Here is a 16495-nt window from a genome sequence, read left to right as displayed (position 1 = left end):
CGCTCAATCCCCCGACTGTCGGGTGTTCCGCTGACCTGCTCAGCCCGAGGTGAGCTTGACCCACTCGTCGGCCGCCGCCGCGCCCTGGTCGGCCCAGTACTTCGCGTCGAAGTAGGACGTCTCCTGGACCTTGTCCTCGTTGGAGGTCAGCATGTAGGGCTCGAACTCGGGCTTGACGGCCGGCGGCTCACCTGTCGTCGTCGGGCTGTAGGGAAGGCGCTCGTAGTACCCCCGCTGGCCCTCGGTGGTCGCGATGTACTGGACGAAGTCCCAGGCGGCGTCGGCGTGCTTCGAGCCCTTGACGACGTACATCCCGTCCCAGCCGACCCAGATCTTGTCCCAGACGACACCGAGCTCGGCTCCCTTCTCGGCGCTGAGGGCCGACCGTCCGAGATAGCACAGGCACATGCCGAAGTCGCCGGACTCCTGCGCCTGTCCCTGCTGGTCGAGAGTCGCCTGGAAGCTCATCTTCGAACCGAGCGACCCGACCGCGGAGGTCACCTTGTCCCAGTCGATCGGGTACACGTCGTCGGCCGGCACCCCGGCGGCGAGGGCGAGCGCCTCCGCCGATCCCGTCCAGTAGTTGAAGGCGATGCGCTTGCCCGGGAAGTCCTGGTTGAAGAAGTCGGTGATGGACGTGGGCGGGTTGTCGCCGTAGAGCTTCTTGTTGTACACGAGCGCGATGGTCTGGTTGATGATCGGGATCATGCAGTCGTCGGTGATCTCGTCGGTCATCAGCTCGCTGGTGTCGAAGTCGGCGGGGCGCTTCTCGTACAGCTTGCCGCACTGGTCGCCGGCCGACGCGCTGTCGATGTCGACGACGTCCCAGGTCGTCCTTCCCGACTGGACCATGGCCTTGATCTTGGCCTGGTCGCTGGGCTGGTCGGTCGTGAAGGTGACGCCGGTCTTCTCCGTGTAGGGAGCCAGCCAGCCGGCCTTCGCGGCCTCCATCCCGTCACCGCCGTAGTTGACGAAGGTCAGGCTGGTCTTCCCGTCGCCGCCTCCGGATCCCTCGCCGCCGCACGCCGCGGCGCCCAGGCTGAGAGCCAGCATCAGCGCGATCCCGCAGCTACGCCGCCTGTGGCGCGTCTTCGTGGTCATCCTTGTCTCCTCATCCCCGGTTCGAATGTCGCGGCATGTTAGGCAGGTCACAACCCTCGCCGACGGGCGCCGAGGGGACATCCCCCCGGTCGGGGGATGTCGCGAACGCTGCCTCGGCGCAGGGGTCCCCCAGAGGGATGGTCTCGGCCCCCGGGCCCTTGACCGGACGCTCAGCGACGGAGCAGGCTGCGCGGCTCACTCGTTTGGCGCGATGCCGGCACGGCGCCGCCCACCCTCGGACTGCGACGCGGGAGCACGCGATGTCAACCAGCACAGGTACCTCGGCGGGCACCCCGGCCGGCCCCTCACCCGCGGCCCGCGGGGACGAGACCCGGGCCCGCCTGCTCGCGGCGGCGGTGACGACCTTCTCGGCAAAGGGCTTCCATGGCACGACCACGCGCGACATCGCCCGAGCGGCCGGGATCTCACCGACGGCGATGTACGTCCATCACAGCTCCAAGGAGGAGCTCCTCTACCTGATCTCCCGACGCGGCCACGAAGAGGCGCTCGCGGTGGTGCGCGAAGCCCTGGGCAAGGGCAAGGACCCCGCGACGCGCCTGCGGGCGGTGGTCCACGACTTCGCCATGTACCACGCCCGTTCCCACGTCATGTCGCGCGTCGTGAACTACGAGCTGGCGGCACTGAGCCAGGACCACCTGGTCGAGATCCTCCTGCTGCGTCGTGCGATCACCGAGGAGCTGCGCGCCCTGGTCGACGACGGCATCGCGACGGGTGCGTTCGATCCGCCCGACCGGCGGCTCGCCGTCGCGGCCGTGATCTCGCTGGGTGTCGACATCGCGCGCTGGTACCGCGACGACGGCGTACCGCCCGGGAAGGTCGCCACCGCGTACGCCGAGATGGTGCTCAGGTTCATGTCCGGCCAGTGATCCGGCACTGACCGCCGCCACTCGAAGAGCCACCCAGTTGGGTGTACTTGACCTGTGGGTGCGCGCGCACCGCCAGCACTCTCCCTAGCCTGCGCAGACCATCTGGTTCCACGTCTCTCGCAGGAGGATCCATGTCCGAACCACATCGTCCGCTCCGCATCATCGCCGTCGGCGGAGCCGGCTCCATGGGTCGGTGGGCCGTCCGCACCATCGCCGGGCTCGGAAGTGCCGAGGTCCTCACCGTCGCCGACATCGACCTCGACCGCGCCGAGCGGGTCGCCGCGTCCGTCGGCGGTCCGTGCCGCGCGCTGCGCCTCGACGCGACCGACCCCGACCAGCTCGCGGCCGCGTTCGCCGAGCACGACGTGGTCGTCAACACGATGGGGCCGTTCGCCACGTTCGTGCGTCCGATCCTGACCGCGGCACTCCACGCCGAGTGCCACTACCTCGACATCAACGACGACTGGCAGCCGACGGTCGAGGTCTTCGACTTCGACGAGGAGGCCCGGCGACGGGGACTGCACGTCGTCGTCGGACTGGGCGGCAGCCCCGGGGTGACCAACCTGTGCGCCGTCCACGCCGCCGACCAGCTCGACGTCGTCACCGAGCTCCACACGGGCTGGAAGCTGAGCGGTGCGACCATCGTCGACGAACCGGGATTCCCTGCGCCGACCGCGTCGGCTGCGGTCGAGCACTGGCTGCACCAGTGCGCCCAGCCGGTCCGTGCCTGGGTCGACGGCGCCACCGGCACCGTCGACCCCGTCGAGCAGGTCGACCTGGACTTCCCGGGTCTGGGCAAGGTGACGGCGTACACGATGGGCCACCCCGAGCCGATCACCCTGCCGCGGCGCTACCCCGGGCTGCAGTCCTCGCTCAACCTGCAGTCCGGGCCCGCGTGGCTCTTCGAGTACCTCCGCGAGGTCTGCGCGCGGTTCGCTGCCGGCGAGATCGACCTCGAGACGGGCGCCGCCATGCTGGCAGACCCGCCGAAGCCCGCGGACGCCGTCCACGAGCGCAGCGCCCTGCCGATCGAGTGGTCGCTCGCGATCGGCGAGAAGGACGGCGAGCCCTGCCGTGTGGCGGTCTACCCGCGCTTCTTCCACCCAGCCAAGATGGGCGGGAACACGGGCATCCCCCTCGCCATCGGGGTCGAGCTGCTCCGCCGGGGCCAGCTGCGCGAGACGGGCGTGCACGCCCCCGAGACGGCGATCGAGCCGCGGGCCTTCTTCGACCTGCTGGCCCCGCTGACCGACGAGAGCCTGACGAGCGCCGACGACCTCCTGGCCGTCGTCGAGGAGCGCGGATGAACGCGCCGTCGGTGCCGTTCCCGGACCCGGCAGCGCCCACCACGGGTTGGTGGTCGACGCAGATCCAGGTGTGGTGGCGCGACTTCGACGAGCTCGGCCACATGACCGCGGCGGCCTACCCCGCGGCGTACGAGGAGGGCGTCGGCAGGTTCATGACCGACCGCTGGGGCCTCGCGTCGCCGACCTACGTCACGGCCGGGACGACCATCGAGTACCTGAGCGAGGTACGCCGGCCCCAGCAGCCCGTCACCATCCACGTCCACGTCGCGCACGTCGGCGCCAGCTCGTTCGTCCTGGACCTGGCCCTGTCCGATGCCACCGGCAAGCGGTGCAGCCTCGCCCAGACACGCTACGTCGCCTGGGACACCGAGCGCCGCGGCCCGCGGCGCCTCGCCGATGCCGAGCGAGCGGCCCTGCTCGACGCACCGGCATGAGCACCCGGCGTATCGGCGTCGCCGGCCTGGGCCCGATGGGCGCCGCGATCGCCCGCATGCTGGTCGCCCGCGGGCACGACGTGCTCGTCTGGAACCGCACGGCCGAGGTGGCCCATCGGCTGCACGGTGCGACGCCAGCGGCGTCCGTCGCGGCGCTGGTCGCCGCGGCGGACGCCGTCGTCGTCTCACTTCCGGGCTACCGCATCACGCGGGAGCTGCTCGACACCGAGGACTGCGCCGCAGCACTCGACGGCACGTTGCTGATCCAGCTGAGCACCGGCCGGTCGGACCAGGCACGGCAGCAGCAGGCGTGGGCCCAGAGCCACGGCGCCACGTTCCTGGCCGGCTCCGTGCTGGGCTACCCGCGCTCGCTCGGCACGGAGGCGATGACCGTCCTGTACGGCGGTGCCCGGGCCGCGTTCGACGAGTGGGCCGGCACTCTCGCCGATCTGGCGCCGGGACAGGTCTTCGTCGGCGAGGACCCCGGCGCTCCCGCCGCGCTCTCCGGCCCGCTGTGGCACTTCTACTACGGCGCGTACGGCGCCTTCCTCGAGGCCGCTGCCTACGCCGACGCCTCGGGCATCGGCATTCGCGACTTCGCGAGCGCCGCGGAGGGCATGAGCCGCATCCTGTCGGACGGGATGCAGGACTCGACCACTCGCATCGCCGAGGACCGGCTCGCCGGCGACCAGGCGACCATCGCGGCCGTCCACCGTGACCTCGTCGGTGGTCAGTCCGCCTTGGACCGGCTGGGGATCGACGGTCTCTCCCGTGCCGCGTTCGTCACCTGTCTGAGCCGTGCGATCGAGCAGGGCGACGGGGACCGCGATCCCGCGGCCGCGTTCCACCACGTCCGGCGAGAGCCGCCGGCACGGTCATGACGCCGTCACAGACCTTCCTCGCCGCGATGACGGCGATGGCGTCGGGGGACGAGGTGGCCGTCGCGGCCTTCTACTCGGAGGAGAGCAGGTACTGGGATCCGTTGTCCGGCGCGCTCGCCGGGGCCGCGGTGGCGCCGTACCTCGCCTCGATCGGGCGGCAGCTGGACGACCTCACCGTGAGGCTCGAGCACGTGGTCGAGGACGAGTCCACGGCGTGCATCGAGTGGGTCCAGCACAGCGCGTCCGCAGGAGGACGGCACCTGCTGCGCGGCGCCACGTTCGTGACCGTGCGCGGCACCGTCCTGGTGGAGCAGCGTGACTACTTCGACTACCGGTCCTCGCTCGCGAGCTGACCGCCCCAGGCGAGTCCCGGGGTCACCGCCAGGTGCAGTCCGGCCGGCAGGGACCGCCCGCGCACGGCCGTGTGCAGCATGCGGGCCGCGGTCGCCGGATAGGGATCGCGGCGGAAGGATCCGTCGAGGCGCATCGTGAGCTCGGCTCCCCCGGTCGCCTCGAGGCGCAGCGAGAGGTCGGTCTCGTCCGTCGCGGCCAGCGTCGGCTGCCAGCAGACCCGGACCCTTCGCCCACCCTCGAGCTCGGCCACGCACTCGTGGGTGAAGCCCACCGCCTTGCCTGCCGGGATCGACTCGTCGGCGAGGACGAGCTCCCGGTCCAGCGTCTCCGCCACTCGCGACTCGCGCAGCTCGACCACGGGACGTCCCACGGCACGGGCGATCAGGTGCGCCGACGCGGCCAGGGGATACGGCACCGAGGAGGCGACCACCTCGGGCGCCTCGCCCATGCCGAGCATGTGCCGCGTCGACACCGGCCACGACCGGGCGTCGGAGGGCTTGACGACGTCGACCGCCGTCCAGCCGGGTGCCAGGTCGAGCACGGCCGCGGGCAGGACGTCCAGGACGAAGCCGGGCTGGACCCCCGACGCGAGGATGCGCACGGCGTGCTCGCGAGCGACCGCGTCGAGCGCGGCGCCGCAGTCCCCGAGCTGGGAGGCCGGGTGGAAGAGCCCCGAGCTGGTCACGATGTCGAGGCCCGCCCGGGCCGCCTCGGCCAGGACGTCGGCCAGCTCCTCGTCCAGGGCGTGCACGGTGCTGAGCACGAGCGCGCCCGGGAAGGCGCGGCCCGCCGCCCCCAGATCGGCGAGCGCGACCACGCCGTCCGGGAGGCCGGCGGCGGCCTCCGGACGACGGGTGACGACCGCGACCAGCTCCACGCCCGGGGTCCCCGCGCACAGCTCGACGGCGGTGCGCCCGAGGAGGCCGAGGCCCTGGACGACAACCGGGACCGGACCGCCCTCGAGGGTGGTCACGCGGCGCCGTTCCCGTGCGCCCGTCGCTTCTGGAGGATCTCCGCGGCGACCCGCAGGCCCGAGCGAGCGGCACCCTCCATGGCGCTGGGCCACTCCCCGGTCGCCTCGCCGGCGAAGTGGATGCCGCCGACCGGAGCGCCCAGTGCGGCACGGCGGGCGAAGCCGCCCGTGCCGAGGTTGACCACGCCGCCGACGAACTCCTCGGTCGTCCAGTTCTGCACGATGCCGGCGATCCGCTCCGCAGTCCTTCCGGTCATCGCCTCGATGTGGCGGTCGAGGGAGACGAGCGTCGCCTCCTCGTCGTCGAGCATCCCGTCGCCGAGGTCGGCCATGGTGCCCATCGCGATGATCGTGTCCTCCGGGCCCTGCTTGAGCCAGAACATGCTCACGGGCCCGTTCGTCATCGTGCTCGGCCCCGCGGCCGCGGCGATGGCGGCACCGTCGCGGTACTGGCCGACGGCCTTCCCGCCCTGGGACAGCGGGGTGCCCAGCAGGGCGGCCATCTTCCACGACGGGAGGACGGGGTCGAACCCGATCCGGCGCGTGGCCTGGACCGACGAGCTCACCACGACGTTGTCACAGGTCAGTACGTCGGCGTCGGTGTGCACCCGGTAGCCGCGGCCGACCCGCTCGACGAGCCGCACCGGCGTGTCCAGCCGGACGTCGATGCCGTCGGCGGCGACGCGCGCCATCGTGTCGGTGCCGTCGGTGAGGATCCAGCAGATCCGGCCGATGTCGCCGGGGTGGACGTGCCAGGACGAGACCAGCTCCGAGCGCGCGGTGGGGTTGAACGCGCCCTGCATGACATAGGCGTCGGCGGCGTCGCGCGAGAGCCCGGCGCGCCGTACCCACGCCTTGAGGGTCTCCTTCTCCCCCGGGGGTACGGAGTCCAGGGCGTCCTGCACCTCGCGGGCGAGGGCCGCGCGGACGTCGTCCTCGACCCGCTTCTCGTCGATCACCACGTGCCCGAGCAGGATCGACGCCCCGCTGTAGCGGGCGTCCGGGCCCTTGGGGAACATCCGGATCTCGGGCTTGAGGGTGATCCCGTTCTCGACGCAGAACTCCAGGAGCAGGTCCTGGCCGATGTCGAGGAAGGAGCCGCCGAGGTCGGCGACCTGACCGTGTCGGAGCACCTCGCGGTTGGAGCGGGTGCGTCCGCCCAGGTGGGGCGTCGCCTCGAGGACGACGACGTCCTCGCCGGCGTCGGAAAGCGCTCGTGCTGCGAAGGTGCCGGCCAGCCCGGCACCGATGACCACCGTGCTCATGCCCGGGCCAGCCTCTCGTTGATGTCGTCGATGTGGAAGCGCTGCGGTGTGCGGAGCACCTCGTCGGCGGCGCGCAGACCCGAGCGCACCGCGGCCTCGAGGGTTCCGGCCATGCCGGCCTCGGTGTAGTCGCCGGCCAGGTGCGTACGCCGCTCCATGGCCGCGAGCGTGCCGGCGATCGCCGGGCGCTCCGGGTCGAACGGGGTCACCGTGATCCCCATCGCGACGGGGTCGGCCCACCAGTTCTTCACCTCGCCGCGGATCCGGGTGACCGGCGCGCCGGTCACCTGCGCCACCAGCTCGTCGAGCCGGTCGAGGGATGCGGCCTCGTCACCGAGCAGGTGGCGGGCCTCGCCGGTCACGAACGCGGTCACGATCGCAGGGCCGCTCGTCGACTCGTGCATGGTCACCCAGCACGCGTTGAACGGGCCGTCGGTGTAGACGACCTCACGGAATCGGTCGCGGATCGCGTCGCCCTCGGCGTACTGCGCCATCACCTTGCCGCCCATGGCGGGCAGGAGGGACTGCACGCTCGACGTCTTCTCCTCGGGCATCGGCGGGTCGAACCCGATCTGGACCATGGCGAACGGGCCGGTCGCACAGACCACTCGGCTGCCTTCGTAGGTCGCGCCGCTCTCGGTCTCGACCGTGACCCCGCCCTGCCGGCGCACCCGGACCACCGGGTCACCGAGGCGGACGTCGAGCCCCTCGGCGAGCTTGAGAGCCAGCTGCTGGGTGCCGCCGACGATGCGGCGGAAGCCCTGGCTGGCCTTGCCGAACACGAAGTGGACGTCGCAGTCCCAGGGGTCGAGCTGGCACAGCATCCGGGCCACGGACCGCACGACACCCGCCTCTCGACGCTCGAGCCGGGCGCGGCGGATCCACTGCTCGACGATCTCCTGCTGGGCCGGCGGGTGGGCCTCGGCCGCGGCCCGGATCCGGCGAGCGGCCTCGAGGCACGCCGGCCGGTCGAGCAGCTCGCCGTCGACCACGAAGGTGCCGACGCGGAGGTAGCCCTCCACCGTGGACAGGTCGTCGTCCTCGGGGAGCGCGTAGGCGATCGGCTCCGTGAGCTGTACGCCGAGCTGGTCACACAGCGTGGTGAGCGCCCGGTAGTCGTTGTCGATCAGCTCGCCGCCGTAGTCGGTGTACTGGTCGGCGCTCCAGCCCTCGAGGGCCGAGTAGGCCCTCCCGCCGAGGCGGTTCTCGGCCTCGAGCACGACGACCTCGCGGCCCTCCTGCACGAGCTTCCACGCTGCCGTCAGTCCGGCGAGCCCGGCTCCGATCACGATCGTCGGTCCCGTGTCCAAGTTGCGCAAGCCGCTCTCCTTGAGTTCGCTCCACGTCCGCGCGCTGCGGGCGTTGCACATCGTGCTGTCCATCGCCGCGACGGGCCCGGATCGCCGGAACTTTGCGCCCGACTGGGGGATCTGGTGCGGCAACGGCGTCAGGCGCCGGCCGGCACCGCCTCCACGTCCCACGCCTGCGCGGTCAGGCCGCGCTCGCGGACCAGGCCCTTGGCGATCCGCTCCGACGGCGTCTTCGGCAGCTCCTCGACGAACTCGACGTAGCGCGGGAGCGCGTAGCGCGGCAGGTCGCGGGCCATGAAGGCGCGCAGCTGCGCCGGGTCCGGACGGCCGGCGGCGGACGCCACCACCAGCAGTGCGATGTCCTCCTCGCCGACGTCGGACGGGACACCGATCGCGGCCGCCTCGAGGACCAGCTCGTGACGTGACGCGGCCTGCTCGACCTCCCAGGCCGAGACGTTCTCACCCCGGCGCCGGATGGAGTCCTTGGTCCGCCCGACGTACTCGAAGCGCCCGTCGGCACGCCGGACCACCACATCGCCGGTGTGGAACCACAGGCCACGCCACGCCTCGAGCGTCGCCTCCGGCTTGTTCCAGTACCCGAGCATGTGCAGATGTGGGCGACGCGGTCGCGCGAGCAGCTGGCCCGGCGTGCCGTCGGGCACCGGCAGGTCGTCCTGGTCGACGACCTGCACCTCCACCCACTCCGGCGGCGTCCCGACGTGACCGATCTCGGTCTCGCCCGGCTGTTGGGCCAGGATCACGCCGAACTCGGTCATGCCGTACCCCTCGTAGAGATCGCAGTCGAACCGGGCCTCGAACTCGCGCTGGATGCTGGCCGGTGTCGAGGACCCGAGCCCGATGCGACGGCGGCTCGTCGGCCCCAGCGGCCGCGGCGGCTGCTTGTGGAGCAGGTGGATCATCGTGCCGACGTAGAAGAAGACGTCGGCGTCGTGCTCCTCGACCTCGTCCCAGAACCGCGACGCGCTGAACCGGGTGCCGAGGAAGAGCCGACCGCGCAGGTGCAGCGAGTTGACGAGCGCGGAGCGCGCGTCGATGTGGCACAACGGCTGGACGCAGTACGTCGACGCGCCGGCACGGATGTCGAACAACCCGGTGTGCACCGCGGACAGCGTCGCGTAGTAGCCCTGGGAGAGCATCACGCCCTTGGAGGGGCCGGTCGTCCCCGACGAGTACATGATCGTGCCGATGGCCGACGCTGGCGGCAGGTCGAGCGTCTCGTCCGTCGCGGCCCCGAGCGCGCGCAGCTCGTCGAAGGACAGGTAGCGGGTGGTGGAGCCGAAGGGCTCGTCGTCGAGCGCCTCCCCCACCACGACGGCGAGGGCCGGTGGGGTCGACACGACCTCCGCGAGCCGGCGCAGCAGCGGAGCGGTCCCGATCACCGCGGTCGGGCCGAGGTCGTCGGCGAGGTACTGCAGGAACGCGCCCGGTGCCTCGACCGAGATCGGCGCGTCGATCGCGCCGGCGGCCTGCACGCCGAACCACGCCCAGACCGCCTCGAGCCGGTTGGGGATGAGGAGGATGACGCGTTCTCCGGGGTTCACGCCGACGGCGCGGAGGCCGCGAGCCGTCTCGCTGACCGCGGTCCACGCCTCGCCGTACGTCGCCTCCTCACCGTCGATCGAGACGAAGGGAAGGTCCGGTGCGTCCGCCGCAGCAGCCACGAGCTCGAGGGCGGGCGTGCGGGAGGGGTCGAAGTCAGTCGTCACCCTCCGATGGTGACCACTCGAGGTGATCGATTCCACACCGACGCCCAGAAAAAATGCCCGTTCAGGGGAGGTCGGCGATCGAGGACGGCGCCCGATCTCCCCCAGGTGGGCATGATTCGCCGTCCCGACGCCCCTGGCGCGGCGCAGTCGCCGAACCCTTCCGTGCATGACACTCACTGAGACGGCCAGCCGCGCCGACACATTCGACCTGACCGGACGGCGCACCATCGTGACCGGCGCGAGCCGCGGCATCGGCCGGGCCATCACGTTGGGCTTCGCTGCTCGTGGAGCCCAGGTGGTCGCTGTCGCCCGGTCCGCCGGGGACCTCGAGGAGACGAGCCGGCTGGCCGCCGACTCCCCCGGCGCGGTGCACCCCCTGACCGGAGACCTCCGGGGCGCGAGCGACGGTCCTGCCCAGGTCGTCGAGCGCGCCGTCGACCTGCTCGGAGGCCTGGACGTCCTGGTCAACAACGCGGGCTACGACAACGAGCAGGGGATCGACGACACGACCGCGGAGGAGTGGGACAAGGTGATCGACCTCAACGTCCGATCGACCTTCCTCCTCTGCCAGGCCGCCTCCCCCTTCCTCAGGGACGGCGGCGGCAAGGTCGTCAACGTCGCCTCGATGTTCGGCCACGTGGGCAGCCGGGAGGAACTCGCCTACATCACCTCCAAGCACGCCGTCATGGGCATGACGAAGGCGCTGGCCCTCGAGTGGGCCCGCAAGGACATCCAGGTCAACGCGCTGTGCCCCGGCTTCGTGGACACCGAGATGCTGGCGCGCGCGATGGCCGACGAGGCGGCAGCGAAGTACCTGCGCCGGATGACGCCCCTGGGCCGCTGGGCCCAGCCCGAGGAGATGGTCGGCCCGGCCGTCTTCCTGGCCTCCGCGGCCTCCGACTTCATGACCGGCCAGGCCCTCATCGTCGACGGCGGCTACACCGCGCAGTGAACCTGCGTCCCACGACCGGCCGGACCCACGTCCGGCGAGCGCACCTCAAGGAGTAGACATGCGCATCATCATCATCGGCGGCGCCGGCGACATGGGAAGTGTCGCCTGCGCCGCGACCGTCACGGACCCGGCGATCACCTCGGTGGTCATCGCCGACCGCGACCAGACGCGGGCCGAGGCCCTCGCCGACCGGCTCGGCGCCAAGGCGAGCGCCATGGCCCTCGACATCACCGACCGCGGCGCCCTGGTCTCCGCCATCGGCGACGCCGACGCGGTGCTCAACACGGTCGGCCCCTTCTACCTCTACGGCCGCCCGGTCCTGGAGGCGGCCCTCGAGGCGGGCAAGCACTACGTCGACATCGCCGACGACTGGGAGCCGACGATCGACATGCTCGAGCTCGACGACGACGCGCGGGCCCGGGGCGTGACGGCGATCATCGGCATCGGCGCCTCGCCGGGACTCTCGAACCTGCTGGCTGCTGTCGCCCACGACCAGCTCGACACCGTCGACAAGCTGTACACGGCGTGGCGCGGCGGGTCGGGGATCCCCCGGCCGCCGGAGAACCCGGCGGACGTGCGGCCGGCGGCGGCGATCGACCACTGGATCCACAACCTGGCCGAGCCGATCCGGATCTGGCGCGACGGCGAGTTCCAGTCCGCCGATGCTCTCGAGGAGCTCGTCCTCGACTACCCGGGCATCGGTCCCGGCACCGTATGGACCTGTGGTCATCCGGAGCCGATCACGCTGCCCCGCTACTTCCCCAAGATCACGGAGTCGCTGAACGTCATGTTCTCGCGCCCGGGTCTGATCGATGCTGCGCGTCAGGTGCGCGACCGGGTCCGGGCCGGCGAGCTCACGGTTCCGGAGGCCAGCAAGGAACTGGTGATGAACCCGTCGCGCCGCGGTCCCGCCGCCGGTCCCGTCCCCGACTTCCCCGGTGTCTTCGCGTACGCCGAGGGAACCAAGGGCGGGGAGCCGGCCCGGGTCACGGTCGCGACCAACTACATGCCCGAGGGCGAGATGGGCGAGGCCACGTGCATCCCCATGGCGATCGCCGTCGGCATGCTGGCACGCGGCGAGATCACCACCACCGGGGTCCTGGGCCCCGAGGGCTGCATCGACCCGATCGCCTTCTTCGACCGACTCGCCCCGTACGCGGGTGAGCGATCCGCGCTCGCCCCGCTCGACATCCGCCTGGAGGTGGCACCATGCCCGTGACCGACTACCTGAAGCCCGAAGGGCTCTACCGGCCGCGGGGGTTCGTGCACGTCGCCGTGGCCTCGGGCAGCAGGACCGTCGAGGTCGGCGGCCAGATCGCGCTCGACGAGAACCACGAGCTGCAGCACCGCGGCGACTACGCCGGCCAGATGGAGCTGGCGATGCGCAACGTCGTCCGCGCCGTCGAGGCTGCCGGTGCCCAGGTGGGCGACATCGCCAAGCTCGGCATCTACATCGTCGACTACCGCCCCGAGATCGACGAGGAGGTCTTCGGCGGCTTCGGCAAGGCGGTCGCCGCCACCGGCCTGCGCGTGCCCGCGATGGTGGTGCTCGGGATCAGCGCCCTCGCCCACGAGGGCGCCTTGGTCGAGATCGACGCGACGGCGTACTGCTGATCGTCCGCGCGTCCCTCCCGAAGCCCGCCGGTGAACGAGATCACCGGCGGGCTTCGGCGTTGCGGCGCGCGACGACGGAGCTCGCGGCGACCGAGGCCACCACCAGCGCGACGCCGAGCACCTGCGTCACCACCATGCTCTCGCCCAGGAGGATGCTCCCGGCAGCGAGGGCGACCACCGGTTGGAGCGAGTCGAGGAGCGAGGCCCGGCCCGACCCCAGCCGCGTCAACCCTCCGTAGTAGCAGCTCGTCGCGGCCACCATCAGCACCGCGTTGGCACCGACGAGCAGCCAGTCGCGCGGGTCGCCCAGCACGCTGAGGCGCTGCAGCGCGAGGCCCACGCCCGCGGTCCAGAGCAGGGCTCCGAACGAGATCTGGGCACCGAGCTCGAAGGGCCGCGCGCCTTGCAGGAGCCGGTCCGCGCCCAGCACGTACCCGGCGTAGCCGACGGCGGCGAGCAGCGCGAGGCATACCCCCACCACGTGAACGCCGCCGGCACCACCCGGAAGGAGCAGCGCCGCGATCCCGATCAGTGCGAGCAGGCTGAGCGTCAGGTCGAGCGGGCTCGGGCGCCGGCGTGCCGCGAGCGGGCCGGCCAAGAGCACCAGGGACGGGTACACGAAGCTGATCGCGACGGCCAGCGAGGTGTCGATGAAGGCGAAGCTGCCGTAGAACAGCAGGACCTGAGGGCCCCACAGGACCGCCCCGAGCAGGATGCCGCGGTGCCTGCTGGGGCCCGCGGCTCGACTCGGCCCGGCTCGTCGCGACCGCCGGAGGCGGTCGAGCACCGCGAACAGCAGCGCGGCGACGGCGGAGCGGTAGACGATCATGTCGAGCACCGGGACGTCCCCGCGCGAGGCGGTGACGATGGCCGGCGTGATGCCGTAGATCACCGTGGAGAGAAGGACCAGGAAGATGCCGGCCCCGATCCGCCGGGAGTCGGCGACCCCGGCATGCGCGGGCTCGTCGCGGCCCGCGCGGCCGAGCTCCCACTCTGTGCTCAGCTGACCAGCCCCAGCACCTGGGCCCGGCTGGCCGCCTCGGCCCGGTTGCGGACACCGAGCTTGCGGTAGACGACGCTGGCGTGCTGCTTGACGGTGTGGCGCGACAGGTTCAGGCGGGCCGCGACCTCGGGATTGCTGAGACCGGACACGAGGTGCCGCAGCACGTCGAGCTCACGGCTCGAGAGCCGTGCGGAGTCCGTCGCCACCGACGTCTTGGGGAACGCCCGGCCCCCTTCCGCGACGTGGCGGACCGCGGCCACGATGCCGGCGACGGTCGACTGCTTGGGGAGGATCCCCACGGCGCCGCTCGCCTGGGCGAGGGAGGCCGGGACCGATCCGTCGCCGCACATCAGCATGATCTTGACGTAGGGCATGCGCTCCAGGAGGAGACGACACAGCTCGAGTCCCGGCCTCCCCTGGACGGCCGTACTGAGCAGGACGATCTGGGGGTGGTGCCGCAGGGCGACGTTCCACGCCGACTCGATCGACGCGGCACCGAAGCACGAGTCCACCCAGCTCTCGCGGCCGAGCACGGCACGCAGGCCCGCTTGGGTGAGCTCGTGGTCGTCGATGATCAGGACGCGTTGAGGTCGGCAGCGTTCCGCGGGTGCGAGGCGGCCGTGATCGTGACCGATCGTGGTGTCGACGCCGCGAACGAGCGCGACTCCCGAGGCTTGTTCCTTCATCGCAACAGACATCGACGCCTCCATTAAATGAACGTTTAGCCAGTGATTGCCACCGTAACTGAGCGCTCATTTAGGCGCAAGGTCCTACTGGCAAGTAGGTAGTGCGGCCCTACCATCGGCACCATGACCGCGCGCATCGACGACTCCACGCCGCCGGACTCCGCGGCCGACACTCTCGGCGCACGCGAGCGCATCCTGTCCGCGGCCTTCGAGCTGTTCCACGAGTCCGGCTACGCAGGAACGTCGGTCACGCGGATCGCCCGGGCCGCCGGCATGACACCGGCGGCGATCTACTGGCACTTCCCCTCGAAGCAGGACGTCCTCGCCGCGATGCTCAAGCGCATGTACGAGACGTCGTACAGCGATCTCCGCGGGTCCGTGCGGACCGAAGGGAGCGCCACCGAGCGGCTCGGCGACTACGTCCGCGCCTACGTCCGCATCCAGCTCGAGGACCTCGGCGATCGCCGCAACCACAGCTACTCGGCCCTGGCCTCGTCCCTGACCACCGAGGACCAGCGAGCACTGGGACTGCTGAGCCGGCCCTACATCGAGCTGCTCCGCGAGATCCTCCAGCAAGGCGTCCAGAGCGGCACGTTCGACATCGACGACATGTCGGTGACGTCGTACGCCATCTCCACGATGTGCGAGAACGTCTTCACCTGGTTCCGCGTCGGAGGGCGGCTCAGCATCGACGAGGTCGCAGAACACCACTTCCGACTCGTCCTGCGGATGGTCAACGCGACACCTGCGCGTCCTGCCTGACCGGGTCGGGTGCGACACCGGGCCGACGGTGAGCCGCGCCCGCAGTCGACATGACCATTGACAGCAGGGACCCGAGTCCACAAACTCGGCCATATGACTGGATCGATTGATCAGGCGGCCCCGACTCCCGATGGCGACTCCTTCGACGTCGCCGTCCTCGGCTGCGGCAACATGGGCACGGCCATGGTCCGCGCACTGATCGAGGCCGGACGGCGGGTGGCGGTGTGGAACCGCACCCCCGAGCGGGCCGAGGCGCTCGTCGCCGACGGCGCCGTGGCACTGCGTGACGCCAACGACGCCCTCGCCTCCGCGCCGCTGGCCATCCTGGTCGTCACCACCGGCAACGACCTCCCGCTCCTCGAGGCCGCCGACCCGGCACGGCTGAGGTCACACACCGTCCTCAACATGACCAGCGGCACCCCTGCCGAGGCGCGCCGCCTGGGCGAGTGGGCTCGAACCCACGGCGTGCCCTACCTCGATGCCGCCATCGGCGCCTACCCCGAGCAGCTCGGGCAGGCCGACACCCGCATAACGGTGGCCGGGGAGGAGAAGCTCTTCGAGGCCCACCGCGACATCATCCTCGAGATCGCCGGCGCGTCGATGCACGTCGGCACCGACCACGGCGCCGCCAACGCCATCGACGCCGCCCTCACCGGCGCCTTCTACATCTCGTCCCTGACCTCGTTCATCGAGGCGGCCGGCTTCGTGCGGGAGTTCGGGATCGCCCACGACGTACTGGTCGACCTGAGCAGCTACTCACTGACGGTGCTCGAGCACCAGATGAAACTGGCGCTCGACCGGATCGCGGCCAACGACTTCACGACCGACCAGGCCACGATCGACATCTACGCCGACGCCGCGAGGGTCTTCAGCGATGCCCTCAGCGCCACCGGCAGCGATGCCGCCATGATCCGGACCGCGACGCAGGTCCTGCAGAAGGCGGTCGACGCCGGACTGGGCCAGCAGGACATCGCGGCCGCCGCGACCCTTCGCGCCTGACCGGACACGCTTCACGGACACCACGCCCCGCGCACGGGACCGGACGCCGCAGGACGAGACCAGACCCTTGCGACGTAGGTCACACCGGGTTACGATCAATCGTCTTGATCAAGTGATCGTGTTTCTCCAGATCCACGCCGACAACCTGCTGAGCTGACAGGCGAGGCCCGCGCCGGCGGCGGACCCGCTGCGCACACCGCGGTGCGCATCGCCACCCCCGTGCCCACCGAACGTCCTGCG

At 71.4% G+C, this 16495-nt stretch carries 17 protein-coding genes; 10 read left to right on the top strand and 7 right to left on the bottom strand.

The genetic code is table 11. From position 1 onward, the window contains the following. Positions 1–39: 39 nt before the first annotated feature. On the bottom strand, positions 40–1101 hold the full coding sequence (locus tag QI633_RS03800) for an extracellular solute-binding protein (protein ID WP_282428149.1): 1062 nt from the start codon (positions 1099–1101) through the stop codon (positions 40–42). Between the two features lie 260 nt (positions 1102–1361). Here QI633_RS03800 and QI633_RS03795 point away from each other — a divergent pair, with 260 nt between their 5' ends. The 5 genes from QI633_RS03795 (at position 1362) to QI633_RS03775 (ending at position 4963) form a co-directional block, all read left to right on the top strand. Beyond that, the gene (locus QI633_RS03795; RefSeq protein ID WP_282428148.1) at positions 1362–1988 is read left to right on the top strand and encodes a TetR/AcrR family transcriptional regulator; all 627 of its coding nucleotides are present in this window, start codon (positions 1362–1364) and stop codon (positions 1986–1988) included. 131 nt (positions 1989–2119) lie between these two features. Continuing rightward, entirely contained in the window at positions 2120–3295 is a 1176-nt protein-coding gene (locus QI633_RS03790) for a saccharopine dehydrogenase NADP-binding domain-containing protein (RefSeq protein WP_282428147.1), read from the top strand. Continuing rightward, entirely contained in the window at positions 3292–3729 is a 438-nt protein-coding gene (locus QI633_RS03785; protein ID WP_282428146.1) for an acyl-CoA thioesterase, read from the top strand. The genes QI633_RS03790 and QI633_RS03785 overlap by 4 nt, the downstream gene beginning before the upstream one ends. Next, entirely contained in the window at positions 3726–4610 is an 885-nt protein-coding gene (locus QI633_RS03780) for an NAD(P)-binding domain-containing protein (protein WP_282428145.1), read from the top strand. The genes QI633_RS03785 and QI633_RS03780 overlap by 4 nt, the downstream gene beginning before the upstream one ends. After that, positions 4607–4963 (top strand): nuclear transport factor 2 family protein, encoded by a 357-nt coding sequence (locus QI633_RS03775; protein ID WP_282428144.1) that lies wholly within the window; start codon positions 4607–4609, stop codon positions 4961–4963. The genes QI633_RS03780 and QI633_RS03775 overlap by 4 nt, the downstream gene beginning before the upstream one ends. Here the strand turns inward: QI633_RS03775 and QI633_RS03770 are convergent. The 4 genes from QI633_RS03770 to QI633_RS03755 all read right to left on the bottom strand — a co-directional run bounded on the left by QI633_RS03770 (position 4939) and on the right by QI633_RS03755 (position 10239). After that, positions 4939–5937, bottom strand: coding sequence for a hypothetical protein (locus tag QI633_RS03770; RefSeq protein WP_282428143.1), 999 nt, complete (start codon positions 5935–5937; stop codon positions 4939–4941). The genes QI633_RS03775 and QI633_RS03770 overlap by 25 nt on opposite strands. Beyond that, positions 5934–7202 (bottom strand): NAD(P)/FAD-dependent oxidoreductase, encoded by a 1269-nt coding sequence (locus tag QI633_RS03765; protein ID WP_282428142.1) that lies wholly within the window; start codon positions 7200–7202, stop codon positions 5934–5936. The genes QI633_RS03770 and QI633_RS03765 overlap by 4 nt, the downstream gene beginning before the upstream one ends. Beyond that, on the bottom strand, positions 7199–8521 hold the full coding sequence (locus QI633_RS03760) for an NAD(P)/FAD-dependent oxidoreductase (protein ID WP_282428141.1): 1323 nt from the start codon (positions 8519–8521) through the stop codon (positions 7199–7201). Before QI633_RS03760 ends, QI633_RS03765 begins: the two co-directional genes overlap by 4 nt. A 128-nt stretch (positions 8522–8649) precedes the next feature. Further along, positions 8650–10239: an AMP-binding protein gene (locus tag QI633_RS03755; protein WP_282428140.1), complete on the bottom strand. Its 1590-nt coding sequence runs from the start codon at positions 10237–10239 to the stop codon at positions 8650–8652. 166 nt (positions 10240–10405) lie between these two features. Here QI633_RS03755 and QI633_RS03750 point away from each other — a divergent pair, with 166 nt between their 5' ends. From QI633_RS03750 to QI633_RS03740, 3 genes are read left to right on the top strand one after another with little or no spacing between them, the layout of a single operon-like run. Further along, the gene (locus tag QI633_RS03750; protein ID WP_282428139.1) at positions 10406–11191 is read left to right on the top strand and encodes an SDR family oxidoreductase; all 786 of its coding nucleotides are present in this window, start codon (positions 10406–10408) and stop codon (positions 11189–11191) included. Between the two features lie 58 nt (positions 11192–11249). Beyond that, positions 11250–12410: a saccharopine dehydrogenase NADP-binding domain-containing protein gene (locus QI633_RS03745; protein ID WP_282428138.1), complete on the top strand. Its 1161-nt coding sequence runs from the start codon at positions 11250–11252 to the stop codon at positions 12408–12410. Beyond that, the gene (locus QI633_RS03740; protein WP_282428137.1) at positions 12401–12805 is read left to right on the top strand and encodes a RidA family protein; all 405 of its coding nucleotides are present in this window, start codon (positions 12401–12403) and stop codon (positions 12803–12805) included. Before QI633_RS03745 ends, QI633_RS03740 begins: the two co-directional genes overlap by 10 nt. A 40-nt stretch (positions 12806–12845) precedes the next feature. Here the strand turns inward: QI633_RS03740 and QI633_RS03735 are convergent, their stop codons facing one another. After that, positions 12846–13715, bottom strand: coding sequence for a DMT family transporter (locus QI633_RS03735; protein ID WP_282429279.1), 870 nt, complete (start codon positions 13713–13715; stop codon positions 12846–12848). A gap of 89 nt (positions 13716–13804) precedes the next feature. After that, positions 13805–14506: a response regulator transcription factor gene (locus QI633_RS03730; RefSeq protein ID WP_282428136.1), complete on the bottom strand. Its 702-nt coding sequence runs from the start codon at positions 14504–14506 to the stop codon at positions 13805–13807. A gap of 111 nt (positions 14507–14617) precedes the next feature. Between QI633_RS03730 and QI633_RS03725 the strand changes: the two genes are divergently transcribed. Beyond that, positions 14618–15256, top strand: a complete 639-nt coding sequence (locus QI633_RS03725) for a TetR/AcrR family transcriptional regulator (RefSeq protein ID WP_282428135.1) — start codon at positions 14618–14620, stop codon at positions 15254–15256. 93 nt (positions 15257–15349) lie between these two features. After that, a complete protein-coding gene (locus QI633_RS03720; protein ID WP_282428134.1) occupies positions 15350–16255 on the top strand; it encodes an NAD(P)-binding domain-containing protein in 906 nt (301 codons plus the stop codon). Positions 16256–16495 lie beyond the last annotated feature (240 nt).

The sequence above is a fragment of the Nocardioides sp. QY071 genome, assembly GCF_029961765.1.
Lineage (GTDB): Bacteria > Actinomycetota > Actinomycetes > Propionibacteriales > Nocardioidaceae > Nocardioides.
The sequence above is the reverse complement of the archived record's forward strand: the minus strand, read 5'-3'. Positions and strand labels throughout refer to the sequence as shown.

Excerpts from the sequence above, each read along its gene's own strand:
- QI633_RS03800 (WP_282428149.1), bottom strand. The coding sequence starts at position 1,101 with ATGACCACGAAGACGCGCCACAGGCGGCGTAGCTGCGGGATCGCGCTG.
- QI633_RS03795 (WP_282428148.1), top strand. The coding sequence starts at position 1,362 with ATGTCAACCAGCACAGGTACCTCGGCGGGCACCCCGGCCGGCCCCTCA.
- QI633_RS03790 (WP_282428147.1), top strand. The coding sequence starts at position 2,120 with ATGTCCGAACCACATCGTCCGCTCCGCATCATCGCCGTCGGCGGAGCC.
- QI633_RS03785 (WP_282428146.1), top strand. The coding sequence starts at position 3,292 with ATGAACGCGCCGTCGGTGCCGTTCCCGGACCCGGCAGCGCCCACCACG.
- QI633_RS03780 (WP_282428145.1), top strand. The coding sequence starts at position 3,726 with ATGAGCACCCGGCGTATCGGCGTCGCCGGCCTGGGCCCGATGGGCGCC.
- QI633_RS03775 (WP_282428144.1), top strand. The coding sequence starts at position 4,607 with ATGACGCCGTCACAGACCTTCCTCGCCGCGATGACGGCGATGGCGTCG.
- QI633_RS03765 (WP_282428142.1), bottom strand. The coding sequence starts at position 7,202 with ATGAGCACGGTGGTCATCGGTGCCGGGCTGGCCGGCACCTTCGCAGCA.
- QI633_RS03750 (WP_282428139.1), top strand. The coding sequence starts at position 10,406 with ATGACACTCACTGAGACGGCCAGCCGCGCCGACACATTCGACCTGACC.
- QI633_RS03745 (WP_282428138.1), top strand. The coding sequence starts at position 11,250 with ATGCGCATCATCATCATCGGCGGCGCCGGCGACATGGGAAGTGTCGCC.
- QI633_RS03740 (WP_282428137.1), top strand. The coding sequence starts at position 12,401 with ATGCCCGTGACCGACTACCTGAAGCCCGAAGGGCTCTACCGGCCGCGG.
- QI633_RS03730 (WP_282428136.1), bottom strand. The coding sequence starts at position 14,506 with ATGTCTGTTGCGATGAAGGAACAAGCCTCGGGAGTCGCGCTCGTTCGC.
- QI633_RS03725 (WP_282428135.1), top strand. The coding sequence starts at position 14,618 with ATGACCGCGCGCATCGACGACTCCACGCCGCCGGACTCCGCGGCCGAC.
- QI633_RS03720 (WP_282428134.1), top strand. The coding sequence starts at position 15,350 with ATGACTGGATCGATTGATCAGGCGGCCCCGACTCCCGATGGCGACTCC.